This window comes from Thioclava dalianensis (assembly GCF_000715505.1).
Taxonomy (GTDB): Bacteria; Pseudomonadota; Alphaproteobacteria; order Rhodobacterales; family Rhodobacteraceae; genus Thioclava; species Thioclava dalianensis.
Map to the genome: position 1 here is coordinate 16,215 of NZ_JHEH01000013.1, position 14,296 is coordinate 30,510.

21 protein-coding genes are annotated in these 14,296 nt (G+C 61.4%); 5 read left to right on the top strand and 16 right to left on the bottom strand.

The window, feature by feature from the left end:
• Nucleotides 1-54: 54 nt before the first annotated feature.
• The 3 genes from DL1_RS11510 to DL1_RS11520 all read left to right on the top strand — a co-directional run bounded on the left by DL1_RS11510 (nt 55) and on the right by DL1_RS11520 (nt 2,610).
• Nucleotides 55-918: a methylated-DNA--[protein]-cysteine S-methyltransferase gene (locus tag DL1_RS11510; RefSeq protein ID WP_038066235.1), complete on the top strand. Its 864-nt coding sequence runs from the start codon at nt 55-57 to the stop codon at nt 916-918.
• A 135-nt stretch (nt 919-1,053) separates the two neighbouring features.
• Nucleotides 1,054-1,734, top strand: coding sequence for a YiaD family glycine zipper/OmpA-like lipoprotein (locus tag DL1_RS11515; RefSeq protein ID WP_038066238.1), 681 nt, complete (start codon nt 1,054-1,056; stop codon nt 1,732-1,734).
• Between the two features lie 108 nt (nt 1,735-1,842).
• On the top strand, nt 1,843-2,610 hold the full coding sequence (locus DL1_RS11520) for an FCD domain-containing protein (protein WP_038066240.1): 768 nt from the start codon (nt 1,843-1,845) through the stop codon (nt 2,608-2,610).
• Nucleotides 2,611-2,686: 76 nt separating this feature from the next.
• Here DL1_RS11520 and DL1_RS11525 read toward each other — a convergent pair whose 3' ends face one another.
• The 5 genes from DL1_RS11525 to DL1_RS11545 all read right to left on the bottom strand — a co-directional run bounded on the left by DL1_RS11525 (nt 2,687) and on the right by DL1_RS11545 (nt 5,331).
• Complete coding sequence (locus DL1_RS11525; RefSeq protein WP_038066422.1) at nt 2,687-3,241, bottom strand: F0F1 ATP synthase subunit B; 555 nt, start codon at nt 3,239-3,241, stop codon at nt 2,687-2,689.
• A gap of 4 nt (nt 3,242-3,245) precedes the next feature.
• On the bottom strand, nt 3,246-3,803 hold the full coding sequence (locus DL1_RS11530) for a F0F1 ATP synthase subunit B' (RefSeq protein ID WP_038066245.1): 558 nt from the start codon (nt 3,801-3,803) through the stop codon (nt 3,246-3,248).
• Between the two features lie 91 nt (nt 3,804-3,894).
• Entirely contained in the window at nt 3,895-4,131 is a 237-nt protein-coding gene (locus tag DL1_RS11535; protein WP_038066250.1) for a F0F1 ATP synthase subunit C, read from the bottom strand.
• 65 nt (nt 4,132-4,196) lie between these two features.
• Nucleotides 4,197-4,973: a F0F1 ATP synthase subunit A gene (locus DL1_RS11540; RefSeq protein WP_038066251.1), complete on the bottom strand. Its 777-nt coding sequence runs from the start codon at nt 4,971-4,973 to the stop codon at nt 4,197-4,199.
• The gene (locus DL1_RS11545; RefSeq protein WP_038066253.1) at nt 4,966-5,331 is read right to left on the bottom strand and encodes an AtpZ/AtpI family protein; all 366 of its coding nucleotides are present in this window, start codon (nt 5,329-5,331) and stop codon (nt 4,966-4,968) included. Before DL1_RS11545 ends, DL1_RS11540 begins: the two co-directional genes overlap by 8 nt.
• Nucleotides 5,332-5,547: 216 nt before the next feature.
• Here DL1_RS11545 and DL1_RS11550 point away from each other — a divergent pair, with 216 nt between their 5' ends.
• The gene (locus DL1_RS11550) at nt 5,548-5,961 is read left to right on the top strand and encodes an ArsR/SmtB family transcription factor (protein ID WP_038066254.1); all 414 of its coding nucleotides are present in this window, start codon (nt 5,548-5,550) and stop codon (nt 5,959-5,961) included.
• 30 nt (nt 5,962-5,991) lie between these two features.
• On the opposite strand, the gene DL1_RS11555 is transcribed toward DL1_RS11550, so the two are convergent.
• The 10 genes from DL1_RS11555 to DL1_RS11600 all read right to left on the bottom strand — a co-directional run bounded on the left by DL1_RS11555 (nt 5,992) and on the right by DL1_RS11600 (nt 13,000).
• Complete coding sequence (locus DL1_RS11555) at nt 5,992-6,174, bottom strand: hypothetical protein (protein ID WP_038066257.1); 183 nt, start codon at nt 6,172-6,174, stop codon at nt 5,992-5,994.
• Nucleotides 6,175-6,357: 183 nt separating this feature from the next.
• Nucleotides 6,358-7,134, bottom strand: a complete 777-nt coding sequence (locus DL1_RS11560; protein ID WP_038066260.1) for a succinate dehydrogenase iron-sulfur subunit — start codon at nt 7,132-7,134, stop codon at nt 6,358-6,360.
• A 17-nt stretch (nt 7,135-7,151) separates the two neighbouring features.
• A complete protein-coding gene (locus tag DL1_RS11565; protein WP_051693507.1) occupies nt 7,152-7,442 on the bottom strand; it encodes a hypothetical protein in 291 nt (96 codons plus the stop codon).
• Nucleotides 7,442-9,247, bottom strand: coding sequence for a succinate dehydrogenase flavoprotein subunit (gene sdhA, locus DL1_RS11570; protein ID WP_038066263.1), 1,806 nt, complete (start codon nt 9,245-9,247; stop codon nt 7,442-7,444). The genes DL1_RS11565 and sdhA overlap by 1 nt, the downstream gene beginning before the upstream one ends.
• A 17-nt stretch (nt 9,248-9,264) precedes the next feature.
• The gene (locus DL1_RS11575) at nt 9,265-9,660 is read right to left on the bottom strand and encodes a succinate dehydrogenase, hydrophobic membrane anchor protein (protein ID WP_038066264.1); all 396 of its coding nucleotides are present in this window, start codon (nt 9,658-9,660) and stop codon (nt 9,265-9,267) included.
• A gap of 11 nt (nt 9,661-9,671) precedes the next feature.
• Nucleotides 9,672-10,061, bottom strand: a complete 390-nt coding sequence (gene sdhC, locus DL1_RS11580; protein ID WP_038066267.1) for a succinate dehydrogenase, cytochrome b556 subunit — start codon at nt 10,059-10,061, stop codon at nt 9,672-9,674.
• Between the two features lie 275 nt (nt 10,062-10,336).
• Nucleotides 10,337-11,371 (bottom strand): MaoC family dehydratase, encoded by a 1,035-nt coding sequence (locus DL1_RS11585; protein ID WP_038066270.1) that lies wholly within the window; start codon nt 11,369-11,371, stop codon nt 10,337-10,339.
• The gene (locus DL1_RS11590; protein ID WP_038066272.1) at nt 11,371-11,574 is read right to left on the bottom strand and encodes a DUF1737 domain-containing protein; all 204 of its coding nucleotides are present in this window, start codon (nt 11,572-11,574) and stop codon (nt 11,371-11,373) included. The genes DL1_RS11585 and DL1_RS11590 overlap by 1 nt, the downstream gene beginning before the upstream one ends.
• Before the next feature lies 1 nt (nt 11,575).
• Complete coding sequence (locus DL1_RS11595) at nt 11,576-12,127, bottom strand: NnrU family protein (RefSeq protein WP_038066273.1); 552 nt, start codon at nt 12,125-12,127, stop codon at nt 11,576-11,578.
• Between the two features lie 12 nt (nt 12,128-12,139).
• The gene (locus tag DL1_RS11600) at nt 12,140-13,000 is read right to left on the bottom strand and encodes an HpcH/HpaI aldolase/citrate lyase family protein (protein WP_425441853.1); all 861 of its coding nucleotides are present in this window, start codon (nt 12,998-13,000) and stop codon (nt 12,140-12,142) included.
• 179 nt (nt 13,001-13,179) lie between these two features.
• Between DL1_RS11600 and DL1_RS11605 the strand changes: the two genes are divergently transcribed.
• The gene (locus DL1_RS11605) at nt 13,180-13,491 is read left to right on the top strand and encodes a hypothetical protein (RefSeq protein WP_051693508.1); all 312 of its coding nucleotides are present in this window, start codon (nt 13,180-13,182) and stop codon (nt 13,489-13,491) included.
• 16 nt (nt 13,492-13,507) lie between these two features.
• On the opposite strand, the gene DL1_RS11610 is transcribed toward DL1_RS11605, so the two are convergent.
• A complete protein-coding gene (locus DL1_RS11610) occupies nt 13,508-14,257 on the bottom strand; it encodes a sulfite exporter TauE/SafE family protein (protein ID WP_245739648.1) in 750 nt (249 codons plus the stop codon).
• Nucleotides 14,258-14,296: the final 39 nt, after the last annotated feature.

A 14,296-nucleotide genomic window follows, 5' to 3' on the forward strand; every position in this document is an offset into this window, starting at 1 on the left:
GGTCGCAGACCGCAGCGTCTCAGGGTACTCTGAGCGCCAAGGAAAGGCTCGCAGATGACCCAGCAGACCGCGCTCGACGACCGTTACCACTACCGCCTGATCGCACGCGCCCTGCGCGAGATCGATGCCGCGGATGCCGCAGGCGAAATGCCCTCGCTTCAAGGGCTCGCGGATCGGCTGGGCATGAGCCCGGCGCATTTCCAGCGCGTCTTCTCGGCTTGGGTTGGCGTCTCTCCCAAGCGCTACCAGCAATATCTCCGGCTCGACCTCGCGCGCGATCTGCTGGCCCGCCAGATGCCGCTTGACGAGGTCGCTGATCTTGCGGGGCTGTCGGGCAGCGGACGGCTGCATGATCTCATCCTGCGTTGGGAGGCGATGACGCCAGGCGCTTTCGCGGCAGGCGGTGCCGAAATCACGATTCGCTGGGGCCTATTCGACAGCCCCTTTGGTCCGTTGATCGCGATGGGCACGGATCAGGGGCTCTGCGGCATCGGCTTTTACGCCGAGACGGGCCAGCAGGCGGCGTTCGAAGACCTTGCCCGACGCTGGCCCGCAGCCCGCTATGTCGAAGACCCCGCGCCCCTGCGCGCTTGGGTCACGGCGGCGCTGTCGGGTCGGGGCCAGGCGCAGATGACGCTGATCGGCGCCCCGTTCCAGATCAAGGTCTGGGAGGCGCTGCTCGCGATCCCCTCGGGACATGTCACGACCTATTCCGATATCGCCACGGCCATCGGCCACCCAAAAGCCGTGCGCGCGGTGGGCACGGCGGTCGGGCGCAATCCAATTTCGTTTCTGATTCCCTGCCACCGGGCCTTGCGCAAATCGGGTGGGCTGGGCGGCTATCACTGGGGATTGGGCGTCAAGCGCGCCATGCTGGGCTGGGAAGCCGCGCGCGCCGATGCCGCGGCCCCACAATAAGGCCCCTTACGTTGCGAAACTGTGATGGGCGGAAAGCTGCCAGTCCGCAAATCTCGATGGAACCTTCCGCGAGATTGAGCGTAAGATTTCAGCCAAGCCTCGAATTTGAGGCGCAGAACAAGGCAGACGAGCGACATGACCACTTATATCAAGACCAAGACCCTTCTTCTGGGCGCCGCCGCCTCGATGGCGTTGGCCGCCTGCGTGCCCGGCGGCTACACCGGCGCAAATAACCCCGATCAGGGCCCCAATGCGAACCGCAATGCAGGCGCCATCACCGGCGCGCTTATCGGTGGCGCGCTGGGCGCGACCAGCGGCGGCGATGAGCGGCTGACCAAAGCGGCCGCGGGTGCCGTGGTTGGCGGGCTGATCGGTGGCGGGATCGGATCGGCCCTCGACCGGCAGGCACAAGAGCTGCGCCGCGATCTGACGACCAACGGCGTGAGCGTCGTGCGTCAGGGCGACCAGCTGATCGTGACGATGCCGCAAGACGTGCTGTTTGCAACCGACAGCGCGAGCCTGCGCCCCGATCTCCAGCGCGATCTCTACACGCTCGCGGGCAGCCTCAACCGCTACCCCGACACCACCGTCGAAGTGGTTGGCAATACCGACAATACCGGCAGCGCCGATTACAACCTGAACCTCTCGCGCAAGCGCGCTCAATCGGTGGCATCGGTTCTGCAAGCCGGTGGCGTGGCACCGGGCCGCATCATCGTGAGCGGCCGTGGCGAGAGCGATCCGGTTGCGAGCAACCTCACCGCCGAAGGGCGTCAGGCCAACCGCCGCGTCGAGTTCATCATTCGCTCGATTCGCTAAGGCCAGCGCGCCTCCAACGGCAGGACAGATCGAAGGGCCGGGGCAACCCGGCCTTTCTTATTGCCCGCCGCCCCCTGCGGTCATATATTTTGACCAATCGGAGGACACATGCCGTTTCAGAAAATCCAAGCCGAAAAGCTCGCCACTGCGGTGGTGCGCCAGATCGAAGGTCTCATCTTGCAGGGCATCTTGCGCCCCGGCGAACGCTTGCCCTCCGAACGCGAGCTGGCAGAACGCCTTGATGTGTCGCGCCCATCGCTGCGCGAGGCGGTGGCGCAACTTCAAGAGTCCGGCCTGCTCTGCGCCCGCGCGGGTGCGGGAATTTTTGTAGCGGATGTTCTGGGCTCGGCCTTCTCACCCGCGCTGATCCGGCTTTTCGCCAGCAATGAACAGGCACTCTTTGATTATATCTCCTTCCGGCGCGATCTGGAGGGGCTGGCGGCGGAACGTGCGGCTCTCTGCGGGTCGGACACTGATCTGCAAGTGGTCAACACGCTGTTCGAGCAGATGGAGGCCGCGCATTCCAAGCGCAATCCGACCCAAGAGGCCCAACTCGACGCGCAGTTTCACATGGCCATCATCGAGGCCAGCCATAACGTCGTGATGATCCACATGATGCGTGCGATGTTCGACCTGCTGGCCGAGGGGGTCTTCTTCAACCGCGCGGTGCTGTTTCGCAATCGGTCTACGCGCGGGCAATTGCTAGAACAACACCGGGCGATGAACGCGGCCATTCAAGCCCGCGACCCGAAAGCAGCGCGCGCCGCCATCGCCGCCCATATGGATTTCGTCGATCATGAGATGACGGCAATGCGCCAGGCCGAGCGCAACGAGGCCACGGCGCGCCTTCGGCTGGCCAATAGCACGCCCGGCTGACGGCCCTTGCCCGGACACGAAAAAACCCGGCCAAGCAGGGCCGGGTTCATCCAAATTCCGTGGCGCGCTCAGGCGCTCAGTTCATGCGCGCTTCGACTTCCGAGATCGACGAGTCGATCATCGCGGCGCGGTCCGCAGCGCTCAACTGCTTGGACAGCACATCGCCCGCAGCCGCAATCGCAACGCTTGCCGCCCGATCCTTGACCTCGCGCAGCGCCTTGACCTCGGCGGAAGCGATCTGCTCGTCTGCCGCTTTCAGGCGCCGTTCGATCGACACTTTGAGATCGGCCTTGGCCTTTTCGGCGGCCGCCTCTGCGTCGCGCTTGGCGGCAGCGACGATCTGATCCGCCTGTGCCTGAACCTCACGCGATTTGCGCTCATAGCTGGCCAGAACCGATTGTGCTTCTTCGCGCAGGCGGCGGGCCTCTTCAAGATCCGAGCGGATATGCCCCGAGCGCTTGTCGAGCATCTTGCCCAGCGTGCTTGGTACTTTCGCGTAGATCACCAACCCGACGAAGAGCAGGAAGGCGATCATCACGATGAAGTTCGTGTTCGAAAGCGAGAAGAACGGACCGCTCGCAGCAAAAGCCGGTTGCGCAACGATCAGAAACAGAAGCGAAAGTCTCTTCATCATCTTATCCTTTCAGCCGCGCATCGACCGCGCGGTTGAGCGCCGCCTTGTCTGCTTTGCCGCCAAGGGCCGTGACGATTTCGCCCGCGGTGTCCTTTGCGACCTCGTCGATGGCAGCCAGCGCGCCATCGCGAATTTCCGCGATCCGCTGCTCGGATTGCGCCGAACGGGCAGCAATCTCTGTATCTGCCTTGGCGATCGCGGCATCGAGGTCCTTCTGGATCTCAGCCTTGGTTTCGCCTGCAATCTTTTGCGCATTCTTGCGAGCCTCGGCCAATGCCTTTTCATAGGCGGCCTCAGCCTCTTCAGCCTTGCGCTTGAAATCTTCCGCAGCCGCAATGTCGCCGGCAATCGTGCCCTGGCGATCCGCCAGAACCGCCGCGATGCGGGGTAGCGCGATCCGCGACAGCAGCCAATAGATCACACCAAGCGTGACCAAAAGCCAGAAGATCTGGTTCGGAAAGCTGCTGAAATCAAGCTGCGGCATGCCACCGGCGTCGGCGGTATGCATATGCTCGGCGCTTGTGGCAGCGCTTGCCATATCGTGCGTTTCGCTTGCCATGTCGTCCCTCGACCCTGCTACACGGTTCCCCTGAAAGGTCACGGGATGGGCCCCGTATGAGCCCACCCGCCTCAAGGAAAGGAGTGCCGGATCAGACGGCGAACATCAGCAGCAGAGCGACGAGGAACGAGAAGATCCCCAGTGCTTCTGCGAATGCGATGCCGATGAACAGCGTTGCGGTTTGGCCTGCGGCAGCCGAAGGGTTGCGCAGTGCGCCCGACAGGAAGTTGCCAGCAACATTACCCACACCGATGGCCGAGCCGCCCATGCCCATGCATGCGAGACCAGCGCCGATGTAAGCACCCATTTGAACGATATCGCCTTCCATTGTACGTCACTCCTTGAGGTTGGAATTGGCAGAATTAGTGTGAAACGGTTTGATCCTCTTGCCCCTTAGTGAGCCGGGTGCAGCGCGTCCTTGAGATAGACACAGGTGAGGATCGTAAAGACATAGGCCTGAATGAAGGCCACGAGCACTTCGAGCCCGTACATCGCCGTGATGGCGACGATCGAAAGCGGCGTCACCGCGATGCCAACGCCAGAGAACAGGATCAGCGGCGCGAAGGCTGCGAACACTTTCATAACGGCGTGGCCCGCCATCATGTTGCCCGCAAGACGAATGGAATGGCTGACGGGGCGCACGAAATACGAGATGACCTCGATCAGCGCGAGCACCGGGCGCAGCGCCAGCGGTGCCGATTGAACCCAGAACAGCCCAAGGAACCCGGCCCCGTTCTTGACGAAGCCCACAACCGTCACCGTCACAAAGACCAGCAGCGCAAGCACGCCGGTTACGGCGATATGCGAGGTCGTGGTGAAGGCGCGCGGCAGAAGCCCGAGGAAGTTCGAGAACACGATGAACATGAACAGCGTGAAGATATAGGGGAAGAACTTGAGACCGTCCTTGCCTGCCACATCCTCGACCATCTTGTGGATGAACCCGTAGGCCAGCTCTGCAATCGACTGAGCGCGGCTCGGGATCACGGCGCGACCGCGCGTGCCGATGACCATCATGAAGAAGATCGCGGCAACGGTGATAGCCATCCAGAGCGTCACGTTGGTCGGCGTGTACCAATGCACCGGGCCGTCTCCGAAGAGCGGCTTAACGATGAACTGGTCCATCGGGTGGAACACCAGCTCGCCTTCGACTCCATGCTCAACTTCAGCCACGTTCGTCATCCTCTTCAGGCTCTGCCAGCAGCGTATCAGCCTGCTCGGCAGCACGATCCTCGTTCATCTCTCTGGCGGAGCGCAGCATGACCCGCACCCCAGCCGCGAAGCCCAGCATCGTGAACAGCACCATGAACCAGGGCAATGTGCCAAGAAGCGCATCCAGCCCGTATCCGATGCCGAAGCCGATACCCAGCCCCGAAACCATTTCGATCACCATCCGCCACGCCATATTGCTTTGGCTCAGGTGATGATCGATGCGTTGCGGAGGCGGCGTCTGCGCCTTCCTCACCGCCGCAAGCTTTTTCTCCAACGCCGCGAGGCGTTCGGGATCCGGCTCTGACGGGTGTTCGGACATTGGACTTGGCCCCGCTCAACTTGGTAGTTTGATAGACGGCGCCCGCGCCTGAGTCAATCGCGATAGCCCTCTGAAGGGCTAGGCTCAACATATTGATAAATAATGATAATGCTGATCGGCGTGAATCGTCGTACACCGCGATGTCACGAAAATGCGAGCGACGGCATATTCAACCGATAGGTTGACGATTGCGCGCGGTCGGGTCATCAAACTCAAATGCTCCCGGTGACTCCGCCCTCTCTCGACGTGATTTTCGCAGCGCTTGCCGATCCGACACGGCGCGCGATCCTGACGATGTTGCTGGAAGACGACATGGCGGTCACGGATGTGGCCGAGCCTTTCGCGATGTCTCTGGCGGCGATCTCAAAACACCTTGGCATCCTGACCAGTGCCGGGCTGATCAGCCAAGAAAAACGCGGGCGGGTGAAGTGGTGCAAACTCGAGCCGCACGCGATGACCGGGGCGATCACCTGGATTCAAGGGTTCGGCCAGTTCGAGCCGCTCGATTTCGATGCGTTCGAGCGGTTTCTGGAGGGCGAGTTGAACGCCTCCGACGCAAGCGAGCCCCTGCCCGAGCCTGCGCAAAAAGAAACCCCGGACGCAATGCCGGGGTCAGGGTCGCCACGATAGAAAGCATTGGCGATCAAATCACCAACAGCCTCAGGCCGCGGTGAAATATTCATACATCAGCTCAACGCCTTCGAGGCCCTGCCCAACAGCAGGCTCGGTCTTGGGCGTCACAGCTTCGGGAGCCGGGGCCTGATCGGCCGTGTAGTAAGCCAGATGCTCTTCGAACAGCCCAGCTTTGCGGGCCTGTTCGGGAAATTCGACGATGGGTGCCATGGAACATGTCTCCAGTCCGGTATCTCTCCCTGACCCTTCATCTAGAGACTCCGGCCCCCGGTTTCAGCCCACAATGGTGCAAACGCGCTATGCGCTTTCTGCAATGCAGCAAAAAGGGCAGCCGAAGCCGCCCTTTTGTGTCTTTGATCTGCTTTCGGAGGCCAAATAACAGCCCGCCGCGCCTCACACCGTGCGGCCGACCATCATCTTCTTGATCTCTGCGATCGACTTGGCCGGGTTCAGCCCCTTCGGGCAGGTCTTGGTGCAGTTCATGATCGTGTGGCAGCGATACAGTTTGAAGGGGTCTTCAAGCTGATCGAGGCGCTCTGCCGTGGCTTCGTCGCGCGAGTCGACGATCCAGCGATAGGCGTGCAGCAGCGCCGCCGGGCCGAGATATTTATCGCTGTTCCACCAGTAGGACGGGCAGGAGGTCGAGCAGGATGCGCACATCACGCATTCATAAAGACCATCGAGCTTCTTGCGATCCTCGATCGACTGGCGCCATTCCTTCTCGGGACGGTTCGTCTTGGTCTCAAGCCACGGCATGATCGAGGCATGCTGCGCATAGAAATGCGTGAGGTCCGGGATAAGATCCTTGACCACCGGCATATGCGGCAGCGGGTAAATCTTGACGTCGCCCTTCACCTCATCCAGCCCGTAGATACAGGCCAGCGTGTTGATCCCGCCGATATTCATCGCGCAGGACCCGCAGATCCCTTCGCGGCACGAGCGGCGGAAGGTCAGGGTCGGGTCGACCTCATTCTTGATCTTGATCAGTGCGTCGAGCACCATCGGACCGCATTTGTCCATATCAAGGAAATAGGTATCAAGCCGCGGGTTCTCACCCGTGTCCGGATCCCAGCGATAGATTTGAAACTTGCGGATATTCTTGCCATCCGGCTTCGGCCAGGTCTTGCCGACGCGGATCTTGGAATTCTTCGGAAGCGTGAACTGAACCATATTGGTCCCCTTTTCCGTCAGTACGAATAGAACGGCCGCGAGGGCATTCGGCCGGATTTACGATAGACACAGGCGTCATAATTGGCCGAGGGGTCACCCTGCACGTTCGCGCCAAGATTGACGTTCACACGCGTGCGCGACTCGAAACCGCCATCGCTGCTCACCCCGATCCGCGCATCGCCCGATAGCGGGCGCACGGGCGCGAATTGGGTGTAGCACTGGCGCTCGGCCAAAGACACCGGCACGGGCGCACAGGCAGCAAGGGAAAGCCCTGCCGCCACAAGCGCATATGCCGGTGCAAAACGCATCAATAGACCCGCTTCTTGGGCGCGATCTTCTTGATCTCGATGCCGCCTTGATCTTCAGGCGTCAGCGGATCCATGTGCACCGGACGGAAGGTCAGATCGACCTTGTTGCCGTTCACATGCATGATCGAGTGCTTGCGCCATTCCTTGTCGTCGCGGTCGGGATAGTCCTCATGGGCATGCGCCCCGCGGCTTTCCTTGCGCGCCTCGGCCCCGGTGATGGTGGCCAGAGCGTTCGGCATCAGGTTTTCCAGCTCGAGCGTCTCCATCAGGTCCGAGTTCCAGACCAGCGAGCGGTCGGTGACCTTGATATCATCGAGCTTGGCGGCCACGGCCGTCATCTTCTCGACGCCTTCCGCCAGCGTCTTGTCGGTGCGGAACACCGCCGCGTCGGCCTGCATCGTGCGCTGCATCTCATCGCGCAGCTCTGCCGTGGGCGTTGCGCCATCGGCGTAACGGATCTTGTCGAACCGCTCGAACACCGCGTCGATCTTGGACTTGGCGATCACCGGGTTGGGGGCCTCCGGATCGACGATCTGACCGGCGCGGATTGCGGCGGCGCGACCAAAGACCACGAGGTCGATCAGCGAGTTCGACCCCAGACGGTTGGCACCGTGCACCGAGGCAGAGCCTGCCTCACCCACAGCCATCAGGCCGGGGACAAGCGCATCGGGCTCACCCGGTTTCGGGTTGATCACTTCGCCATGATAGTTCGTGGGAATACCGCCCATGTTGTAATGCACCGTCGGCAGAACCGGGATCGGTTCTTTGGTGACATCGACACCGGCGAAGATCTTGGCGCTTTCCGAGATTCCCGGCAGACGCTCGTGCAGCGCTTCGGGCGGAAGGTGCGAGAGGTTGAGGAAGATGTGATCTTTCTGATCGCCAACCCCCCGGCCCTCACGGATTTCCATCGTCATGCAGCGCGACACAACATCGCGCGAGGCCAGATCTTTATAGGTCGGCGCGTAACGCTCCATGAAGCGCTCGCCCTCCGAGTTGGTCAGATAACCACCCTCGCCGCGTGCGCCTTCGGTGATCAGGCAGCCCGAGCCGTAGATACCGGTCGGGTGGAACTGAACGAATTCCATGTCCTGAAGCGCAAGCCCCGCGCGGGCCACCATGCCGCCACCGTCGCCGGTGCAGGTATGGGCCGAGGTCGCCGAGAAATAGGCGCGCCCGTAGCCGCCGGTGGCCAACACGACCATCTTGGCGTTGAACACATGCATCGTGCCATCGTCGAGCTTCCAGCAAACCACGCCCTGACACTGCCCATCATCGGACATGATCAGATCGATCGCGAAATACTCGATGTAGAATTCTGCGTTGTGCTTGAGCGACTGGCCATACAGCGTGTGCAGGATCGCGTGACCGGTCCGGTCGGCGGCGGCACAGGTCCGCTGCACGGGCGGGCCTTCGCCATATTCGGTGGTGTGACCGCCGAAGGGACGCTGGTAGATCTTGCCCTCTTCGGTGCGCGAGAACGGCACGCCGTAATGCTCAAGCTCGTAGACGGCCTTGGGGGCCTCACGAGCAAGATATTCCATCGCGTCGTTATCGCCCAGCCAGTCCGACCCTTTGATGGTGTCGTACATGTGCCATTGCCAGCTATCGGGACCCATATTGCCCAAGCTCGCGGCGATGCCACCCTGTGCGGCCACGGTGTGCGAGCGAGTCGGGAACACCTTGGTCACGCAGGCGGTGCGCAGACCTTGTTCCGCCATGCCGAGCGTCGCGCGCAGACCCGATCCACCAGCGCCGATCACGACGACATCGTAATTGTGCGTTTCGTATTCGTATGCAGCCATTCGTCTCGTCCGATCTATCAGTTCGCGCCCAGCAGAAGGCCGATGAAGACCATCTTGCCGAGGGCATAAAGCGCTGTCGCTATGATGACATAGGCCAGCGAGTGCATTGCGATCTTGGTAGCCTTAGCGGCGGTGCCGTGAAGGTAGTCCTCGATCCAGATTTCGGCCCCTTTGGCAAAGTGCCTCATGCCGACCACGACGATCAGTGCCGTGAGGATGGCCGGAAAGGGGTTCGAGAAGGTGGTGATGACCGTCTGCTGGTCAGTCCCCAGCGTGGTGCCCACGATATACAGCCAGATCGGGATCATGAAGGCGAGGGCCACGCCCGAGGCGGACATCCACCAGTGATGTTCGGTGCCGGTGCCCGAAGCCCCGTTGCCCACGGCCCGCTTGCGATCAGTCAGGTAACGCATGTCGGCCTCCGTTACAGATGAATAATGATAAGGGTGAGCAGCGTCAGCACGACCGAGCCGATCACGCAAACCCAACCGAGCATCTCGGCGGTCTCGATCTCGAGGCACCGACCGGTGTCGAAGATCAGGTGCCGGATCCCGGCAAGGTAGTGATACCACACGCCCAGCAGGCACAGCGTGAACACCAGATCCCCGAACCAAGACGTCGCGATCGCATTCACGAAGTTGAAGTAGTCGGGGCTCGTCGCAGCGGCGAGAAGCCACCAGACCAGCAGTATCACACCCACGACGATCCCGTTGCCGGTGATCCGCGTCATGATCGACGAAAAGCTCGTCATCTGCGGGCGATAAATTTGGAGATGGGGGGAAAGCGGGCGCTCAACCGGTTTCGCTTCAGCCATATTCGGTCCCTTCGTGCTATGCCCCGTGGCTCACACGAAACGGTTCGTGCGGCGAGGCTGGCCGGAATTATAGTTTGGTGTAGCGCAATTTCGCCCGGAGTCACGAGACCAGAAACACGAAACTGCGCAAAATTTGGCAAATTGAGGCGAAAAAAACGCTTTGTGATCACATAAAATCCGTGCGTGATCACACAGCTGGCACCTGACAGACATCTGACGCATTCGCAACGCGCAAGACATTCGGCGCCCGCCCGATCTGCGGGGCGGGTTCAGCCTCAGATCGGCATCAAGGCCCAATAGTCGAGATCAAGGAGCACCTCGGGGGCGTATTTTCCGGCCTCGGTTTTGAGCGCGAACGGCTCGGCGCCTTGCTTCACCGCCACCAGCCGCAACCGGATCGCGCCGATCCCGGGCACCGACGTCTCGGCACGATCCAGCACCTCGGACCACGCCCGCACGGTGTCGCCTGCGAAACACGGATTCGCATGCGCACCGCCATTGAGCGCCACGATCATCTGCGCATTGGCAAGCCCATTGAAGCTCAGCGCGCGCGCCATCGAGATCACGTGACCGCCATAGATCAGCCGCTTGCCGTCTTCGCGAAACGTCGCATCGAAATGGACCTTGGCGGTGTTTTGCCAAAGCCGCGTGGCCAGCATGTGCTCGGCCTCCTCGATGGTCACACCATCCACATGGTCGATCTTCTCGCCGATCTCGTAATCGCCCCAACGATGCGGCGCGCCAGCCAGCTCAAAATCGTAATCCTCAAAACTCAGACCTTCGGGGATGACCAGCTCCGACGCAGGCACGACCGCGGGCAGATCGGGGATCACCGTCTCGGGTGCGGGCGCGTCGAGATCGCCTTTGCGCACCATCACCCAACGCACATAGTCCAGCACGATCTCGCCGACCTGATTGAAGCCGCGCGTCTGCACCCAGACGACACCGGATTTCCCGTTCGAGTTCTGCTTGAGACCGATCACCTGGCTCTCCGCGCGCAGCGTATCGCCCGGATAGACCGGCTTGAGCCAGCGCCCCTGCGCGTAGCCCAGATTGGCCACCGCGTTGAGCGAGATATCCGGCACCGTCTTGCCGAACACCACATGAAACGCCATGAGATCGTCGAGCGGCGAGCCCTCAAGTCCGCAAGCCGCTGCAAACTCATCGCTGGAATAAAGCGCGTGACGTGCCGGGTAGAGCGCGTGATACAACGCGCGCTCCCCCTCCGCGACCGTCCGGGGCACGGCATGGCGGATCACATCGCCCACCTCGTAATCTTCGAAGAAACGCCCCGGATTGGTCTTGCCCATTACTGCTCTCCCAGCTTCATCTCAGGATAATAGGTTTCGGTCGCCTGCTTGGTGACAGCCTGCGCGCAGCGCATCACGCCACGCGCCGCGTCGAAAGCGTATTGCGGATCGCCATGCAGCTCCCAGCCCTTCGAGATGGCCAGCGACACCTTGTGGCAAAACGCAGACGTGTCATCTTCGGTCAGCAATCTATAAAGCCGCATATCAGCCTCCAAACGGGTTGTGGCCGAACCAAATATGGATCATCGCGATCACGCCATAGACCACGATCGTGCCCACGATGCCGCCGATTTCCTTACCGACATTGACCGGCCCCGAGGGACGAACCCAGTCGCGGTTCTGACGGTTGATCACGATCACTTCGACCACTGCCCAGATCAGCAGACCGCCGAACAACACGAAGCCCGGCACATCGCCATTCACCAGCAAATGCGCAATCGCCCATGTCTTAACGGCAGTCAGTTGCGGATGGCGGATCTTGCGCGTGATCCAAAGCTTCATGCCCGAAGCTGCAAAGAGATAGACCGCGAACAGCATCAGCAGGTTGTTGATGCCCTTGAGCGGCGCCGAGGGAGCCCAGAAATAGACCGGCTCACTGACGCGCCAGCCGATGAACATCAGCACGACCGAAATCACGACGAGAGCGGCCACCATCGGTCGTTCAGCCCCTTTCATCATGCGGTGAAAGCCCGGAAAAATGCGTGGTGCGAGATGTGCGAACGCCCAGAGAAGAACGCCGAGGATTAGTAATGCCATAGTGGTTGCCCTTTAGCTGCCGATCGCGGCAATCGCCTCGGCCTTGGCGAGGATTTGCCGCGCGGTCACGATATGCAGATTTTCCACGATCTTACCATCCACCACGGCCACGCCCTGCCCGGCGGCCTTTGCGGCCTCAAACGCTTCGATCTGGCGTTGGGCGAGCGCAATTTCATCCTCGGACGGCGCGAAGGCTGCGTTGCAGACCTCGAGCTGAGCCGGATGAATGAGCGTTTTGCCGTCGAAGCCCATATCGCGGCCCTGTTCGCATTCCTGCGCCAGCCCCTCGTCATCCTTGAACGCATTATACACGCCGTCGATGATGATCTTGCCCTGCGCCTTGGCCGCCAGAAGGCAAAGCCCAAGCCCCGCCTGCATCGGCAAGCGATCTGGCCGAAACCGCGATCCCAGCTCTTTTGCGAGGTCATTGGTGCCCATCACCATCCCCTCAAGGCGCGGATGTGCGGCAATTGCGCCCGCATTGAGCATGCCTTGCGCCGTTTCCATCATCGCCCAGAGCGGCACGCCCTGAATAAGATCGCCCGCCCGGTCGAGATCGGCCGGGGCCGAGACCTTCGGGATCAAGATGGCATCGACGCGCGCGCCCGCCCGAATCGCCTCGGCAAAGGCCAGCAGATCCGCGCGGCCCCATTCAGTATCCAGCCCGTTCACGCGGACGATGGTCATGCGCGGGCCGTAATCGACCTCACGCAGCGTCTTGGCCAGCAGCGCACGCGCGGCCAGTTTCTCGTCTATGGCGACCGCATCCTCGAGATCGAAGATGATTGCATCACAGGCAAGCCCGGTGGCTTTTTCCAAAGCACGGGCCTTGGAGCCGGGAATGTAGAGCACAGAGCGGGTCGGGCGGGCCATTTGATTCTCCATCTCGCAACTTTCTTTCGTCAAGTCGCACAAAATGGACACAATCAGCAAGAAAAGAAATGCCGCATTGCAGAATTTTCGCCTCTGCGGCCTGCGCGCCCGGCCCTTTAACTCTATTTTCGGACCTTGAGCGCCACTCTGGGCACCTTCTTTCGTGAAAGGCTGTTCTCATGTCACACAAGATGATTGCCCTGTCGCTGGGCTTTGGCGCCCTGATCCTTCTGAGCGGGCGCAGCTATGCGCAGCCGACCACCTGCGGGCTGCGCGAGGAAATCGTTAATCAGTTGCACAGCCGCTACACCGAAACGCGCCGCGCCGTCGCACTTGCCGACACCAACGCGGTGCTTGAGGTGTTCGCCGCCGAGTCGGGAAGCTGGACCATCCTGATCACCCGCACCAATGGCGTCAGCTGTATGATCGCCTCGGGTCAGGCGTTCGAGGCCGTGCAAGAGCCGCTTCCCGCCAGCGGCACCACGCTTTGAGGCGCGGCGCCAGTGCCTAGCCCATCAACGATTGCTGGATCAGCTTGAGCGAGATCAGCAAAAGCGTCCAGATGACGATCTTGAAGAAGAGCTCGGTCGGCAGGCGCTTGACCAGCCAAACCCCGAGAAAGACCGAGGCCGACGCAGGAATCGCCAACAAAACGGCCGTTCCGAAACTGTGTAGATTGACCTCGCCCAAAGCGATGAACGGACCCAGCTTGGCGAGATTGACATAGCTGAACAAGACCGTCGCCGTGCCCGCAAAGATCCGCTTGGGCAAGTTCAACGGGAGCGTGTAGGCCTGAAAGGGCGGCGCACCAGAATGGCTGACAAAGCTGGTGAACCCGGCAATCGTGCCCCAGAATACCCCCGGCACCACCTTCGCGGTGCGGCGCTCGCCCAGACGCCGCCGCAACAGCGCGTTGAGCGCGAAGACAACGCCGATCACCCCGACCATCAGCGTCACATAGCGCTCCGTGATAATCTCCGCGGTCGCCCAGCCAATCGCGATTCCGAGCGTGGTGGCCGGGATCATGATCGCCAGCACCCGTTTGTCGAAATGCTTCCGATAGGCCCAGAGCCCAAACATATCGGCGATGATATAGACCGGCAGCAACAGCCCCGCCGCCTCGATCGGGTTCATCACCACTGACAACATCGGCACCGAGATCGAAGCAGCCATCGGAATGCCGCCCTTCGACAATCCGACCATCACCGCCGAAATCAGCGCCAAGCTCCAGCCCAGCGTCCCAAGATCAAGTATCACGCCATCCTCATTCGAAAGCCCCGCCCAGCGGCAGTGCCA

What these genes read in the sequence shown, in the direction of transcription:
- DL1_RS11605 (WP_051693508.1), top strand. Translation starts at nt 13,180, where the DNA reads ATGTCACACAAGATGATTGCCCTGTCGCTGGGCTTTGGCGCCCTGATC.
- DL1_RS11535 (WP_038066250.1), bottom strand. Translation starts at nt 4,131, where the DNA reads ATGGAAGGCGATATCGTTCAAATGGGTGCTTACATCGGCGCTGGTCTC.
- DL1_RS11545 (WP_038066253.1), bottom strand. Translation starts at nt 5,331, where the DNA reads ATGTCCGAACACCCGTCAGAGCCGGATCCCGAACGCCTCGCGGCGTTG.
- DL1_RS11550 (WP_038066254.1), top strand. Translation starts at nt 5,548, where the DNA reads ATGCTCCCGGTGACTCCGCCCTCTCTCGACGTGATTTTCGCAGCGCTT.
- DL1_RS11510 (WP_038066235.1), top strand. Translation starts at nt 55, where the DNA reads ATGACCCAGCAGACCGCGCTCGACGACCGTTACCACTACCGCCTGATC.
- DL1_RS11600 (WP_425441853.1), bottom strand. Translation starts at nt 13,000, where the DNA reads ATGGCCCGCCCGACCCGCTCTGTGCTCTACATTCCCGGCTCCAAGGCC.
- DL1_RS11590 (WP_038066272.1), bottom strand. Translation starts at nt 11,574, where the DNA reads ATGCGGCTTTATAGATTGCTGACCGAAGATGACACGTCTGCGTTTTGC.
- DL1_RS11530 (WP_038066245.1), bottom strand. Translation starts at nt 3,803, where the DNA reads ATGGCAAGCGAAACGCACGATATGGCAAGCGCTGCCACAAGCGCCGAG.
- DL1_RS11525 (WP_038066422.1), bottom strand. Translation starts at nt 3,241, where the DNA reads ATGAAGAGACTTTCGCTTCTGTTTCTGATCGTTGCGCAACCGGCTTTT.
- DL1_RS11575 (WP_038066264.1), bottom strand. Translation starts at nt 9,660, where the DNA reads ATGCGTTACCTGACTGATCGCAAGCGGGCCGTGGGCAACGGGGCTTCG.
- DL1_RS11565 (WP_051693507.1), bottom strand. Translation starts at nt 7,442, where the DNA reads ATGCGTTTTGCACCGGCATATGCGCTTGTGGCGGCAGGGCTTTCCCTT.
- DL1_RS11555 (WP_038066257.1), bottom strand. Translation starts at nt 6,174, where the DNA reads ATGGCACCCATCGTCGAATTTCCCGAACAGGCCCGCAAAGCTGGGCTG.
- DL1_RS11515 (WP_038066238.1), top strand. Translation starts at nt 1,054, where the DNA reads ATGACCACTTATATCAAGACCAAGACCCTTCTTCTGGGCGCCGCCGCC.
- DL1_RS11520 (WP_038066240.1), top strand. Translation starts at nt 1,843, where the DNA reads ATGCCGTTTCAGAAAATCCAAGCCGAAAAGCTCGCCACTGCGGTGGTG.
- DL1_RS11560 (WP_038066260.1), bottom strand. Translation starts at nt 7,134, where the DNA reads ATGGTTCAGTTCACGCTTCCGAAGAATTCCAAGATCCGCGTCGGCAAG.
- sdhA (WP_038066263.1), bottom strand. Translation starts at nt 9,247, where the DNA reads ATGGCTGCATACGAATACGAAACGCACAATTACGATGTCGTCGTGATC.
- DL1_RS11585 (WP_038066270.1), bottom strand. Translation starts at nt 11,371, where the DNA reads ATGGGCAAGACCAATCCGGGGCGTTTCTTCGAAGATTACGAGGTGGGC.
- DL1_RS11595 (WP_038066273.1), bottom strand. Translation starts at nt 12,127, where the DNA reads ATGGCATTACTAATCCTCGGCGTTCTTCTCTGGGCGTTCGCACATCTC.
- sdhC (WP_038066267.1), bottom strand. Translation starts at nt 10,061, where the DNA reads ATGGCTGAAGCGAAACCGGTTGAGCGCCCGCTTTCCCCCCATCTCCAA.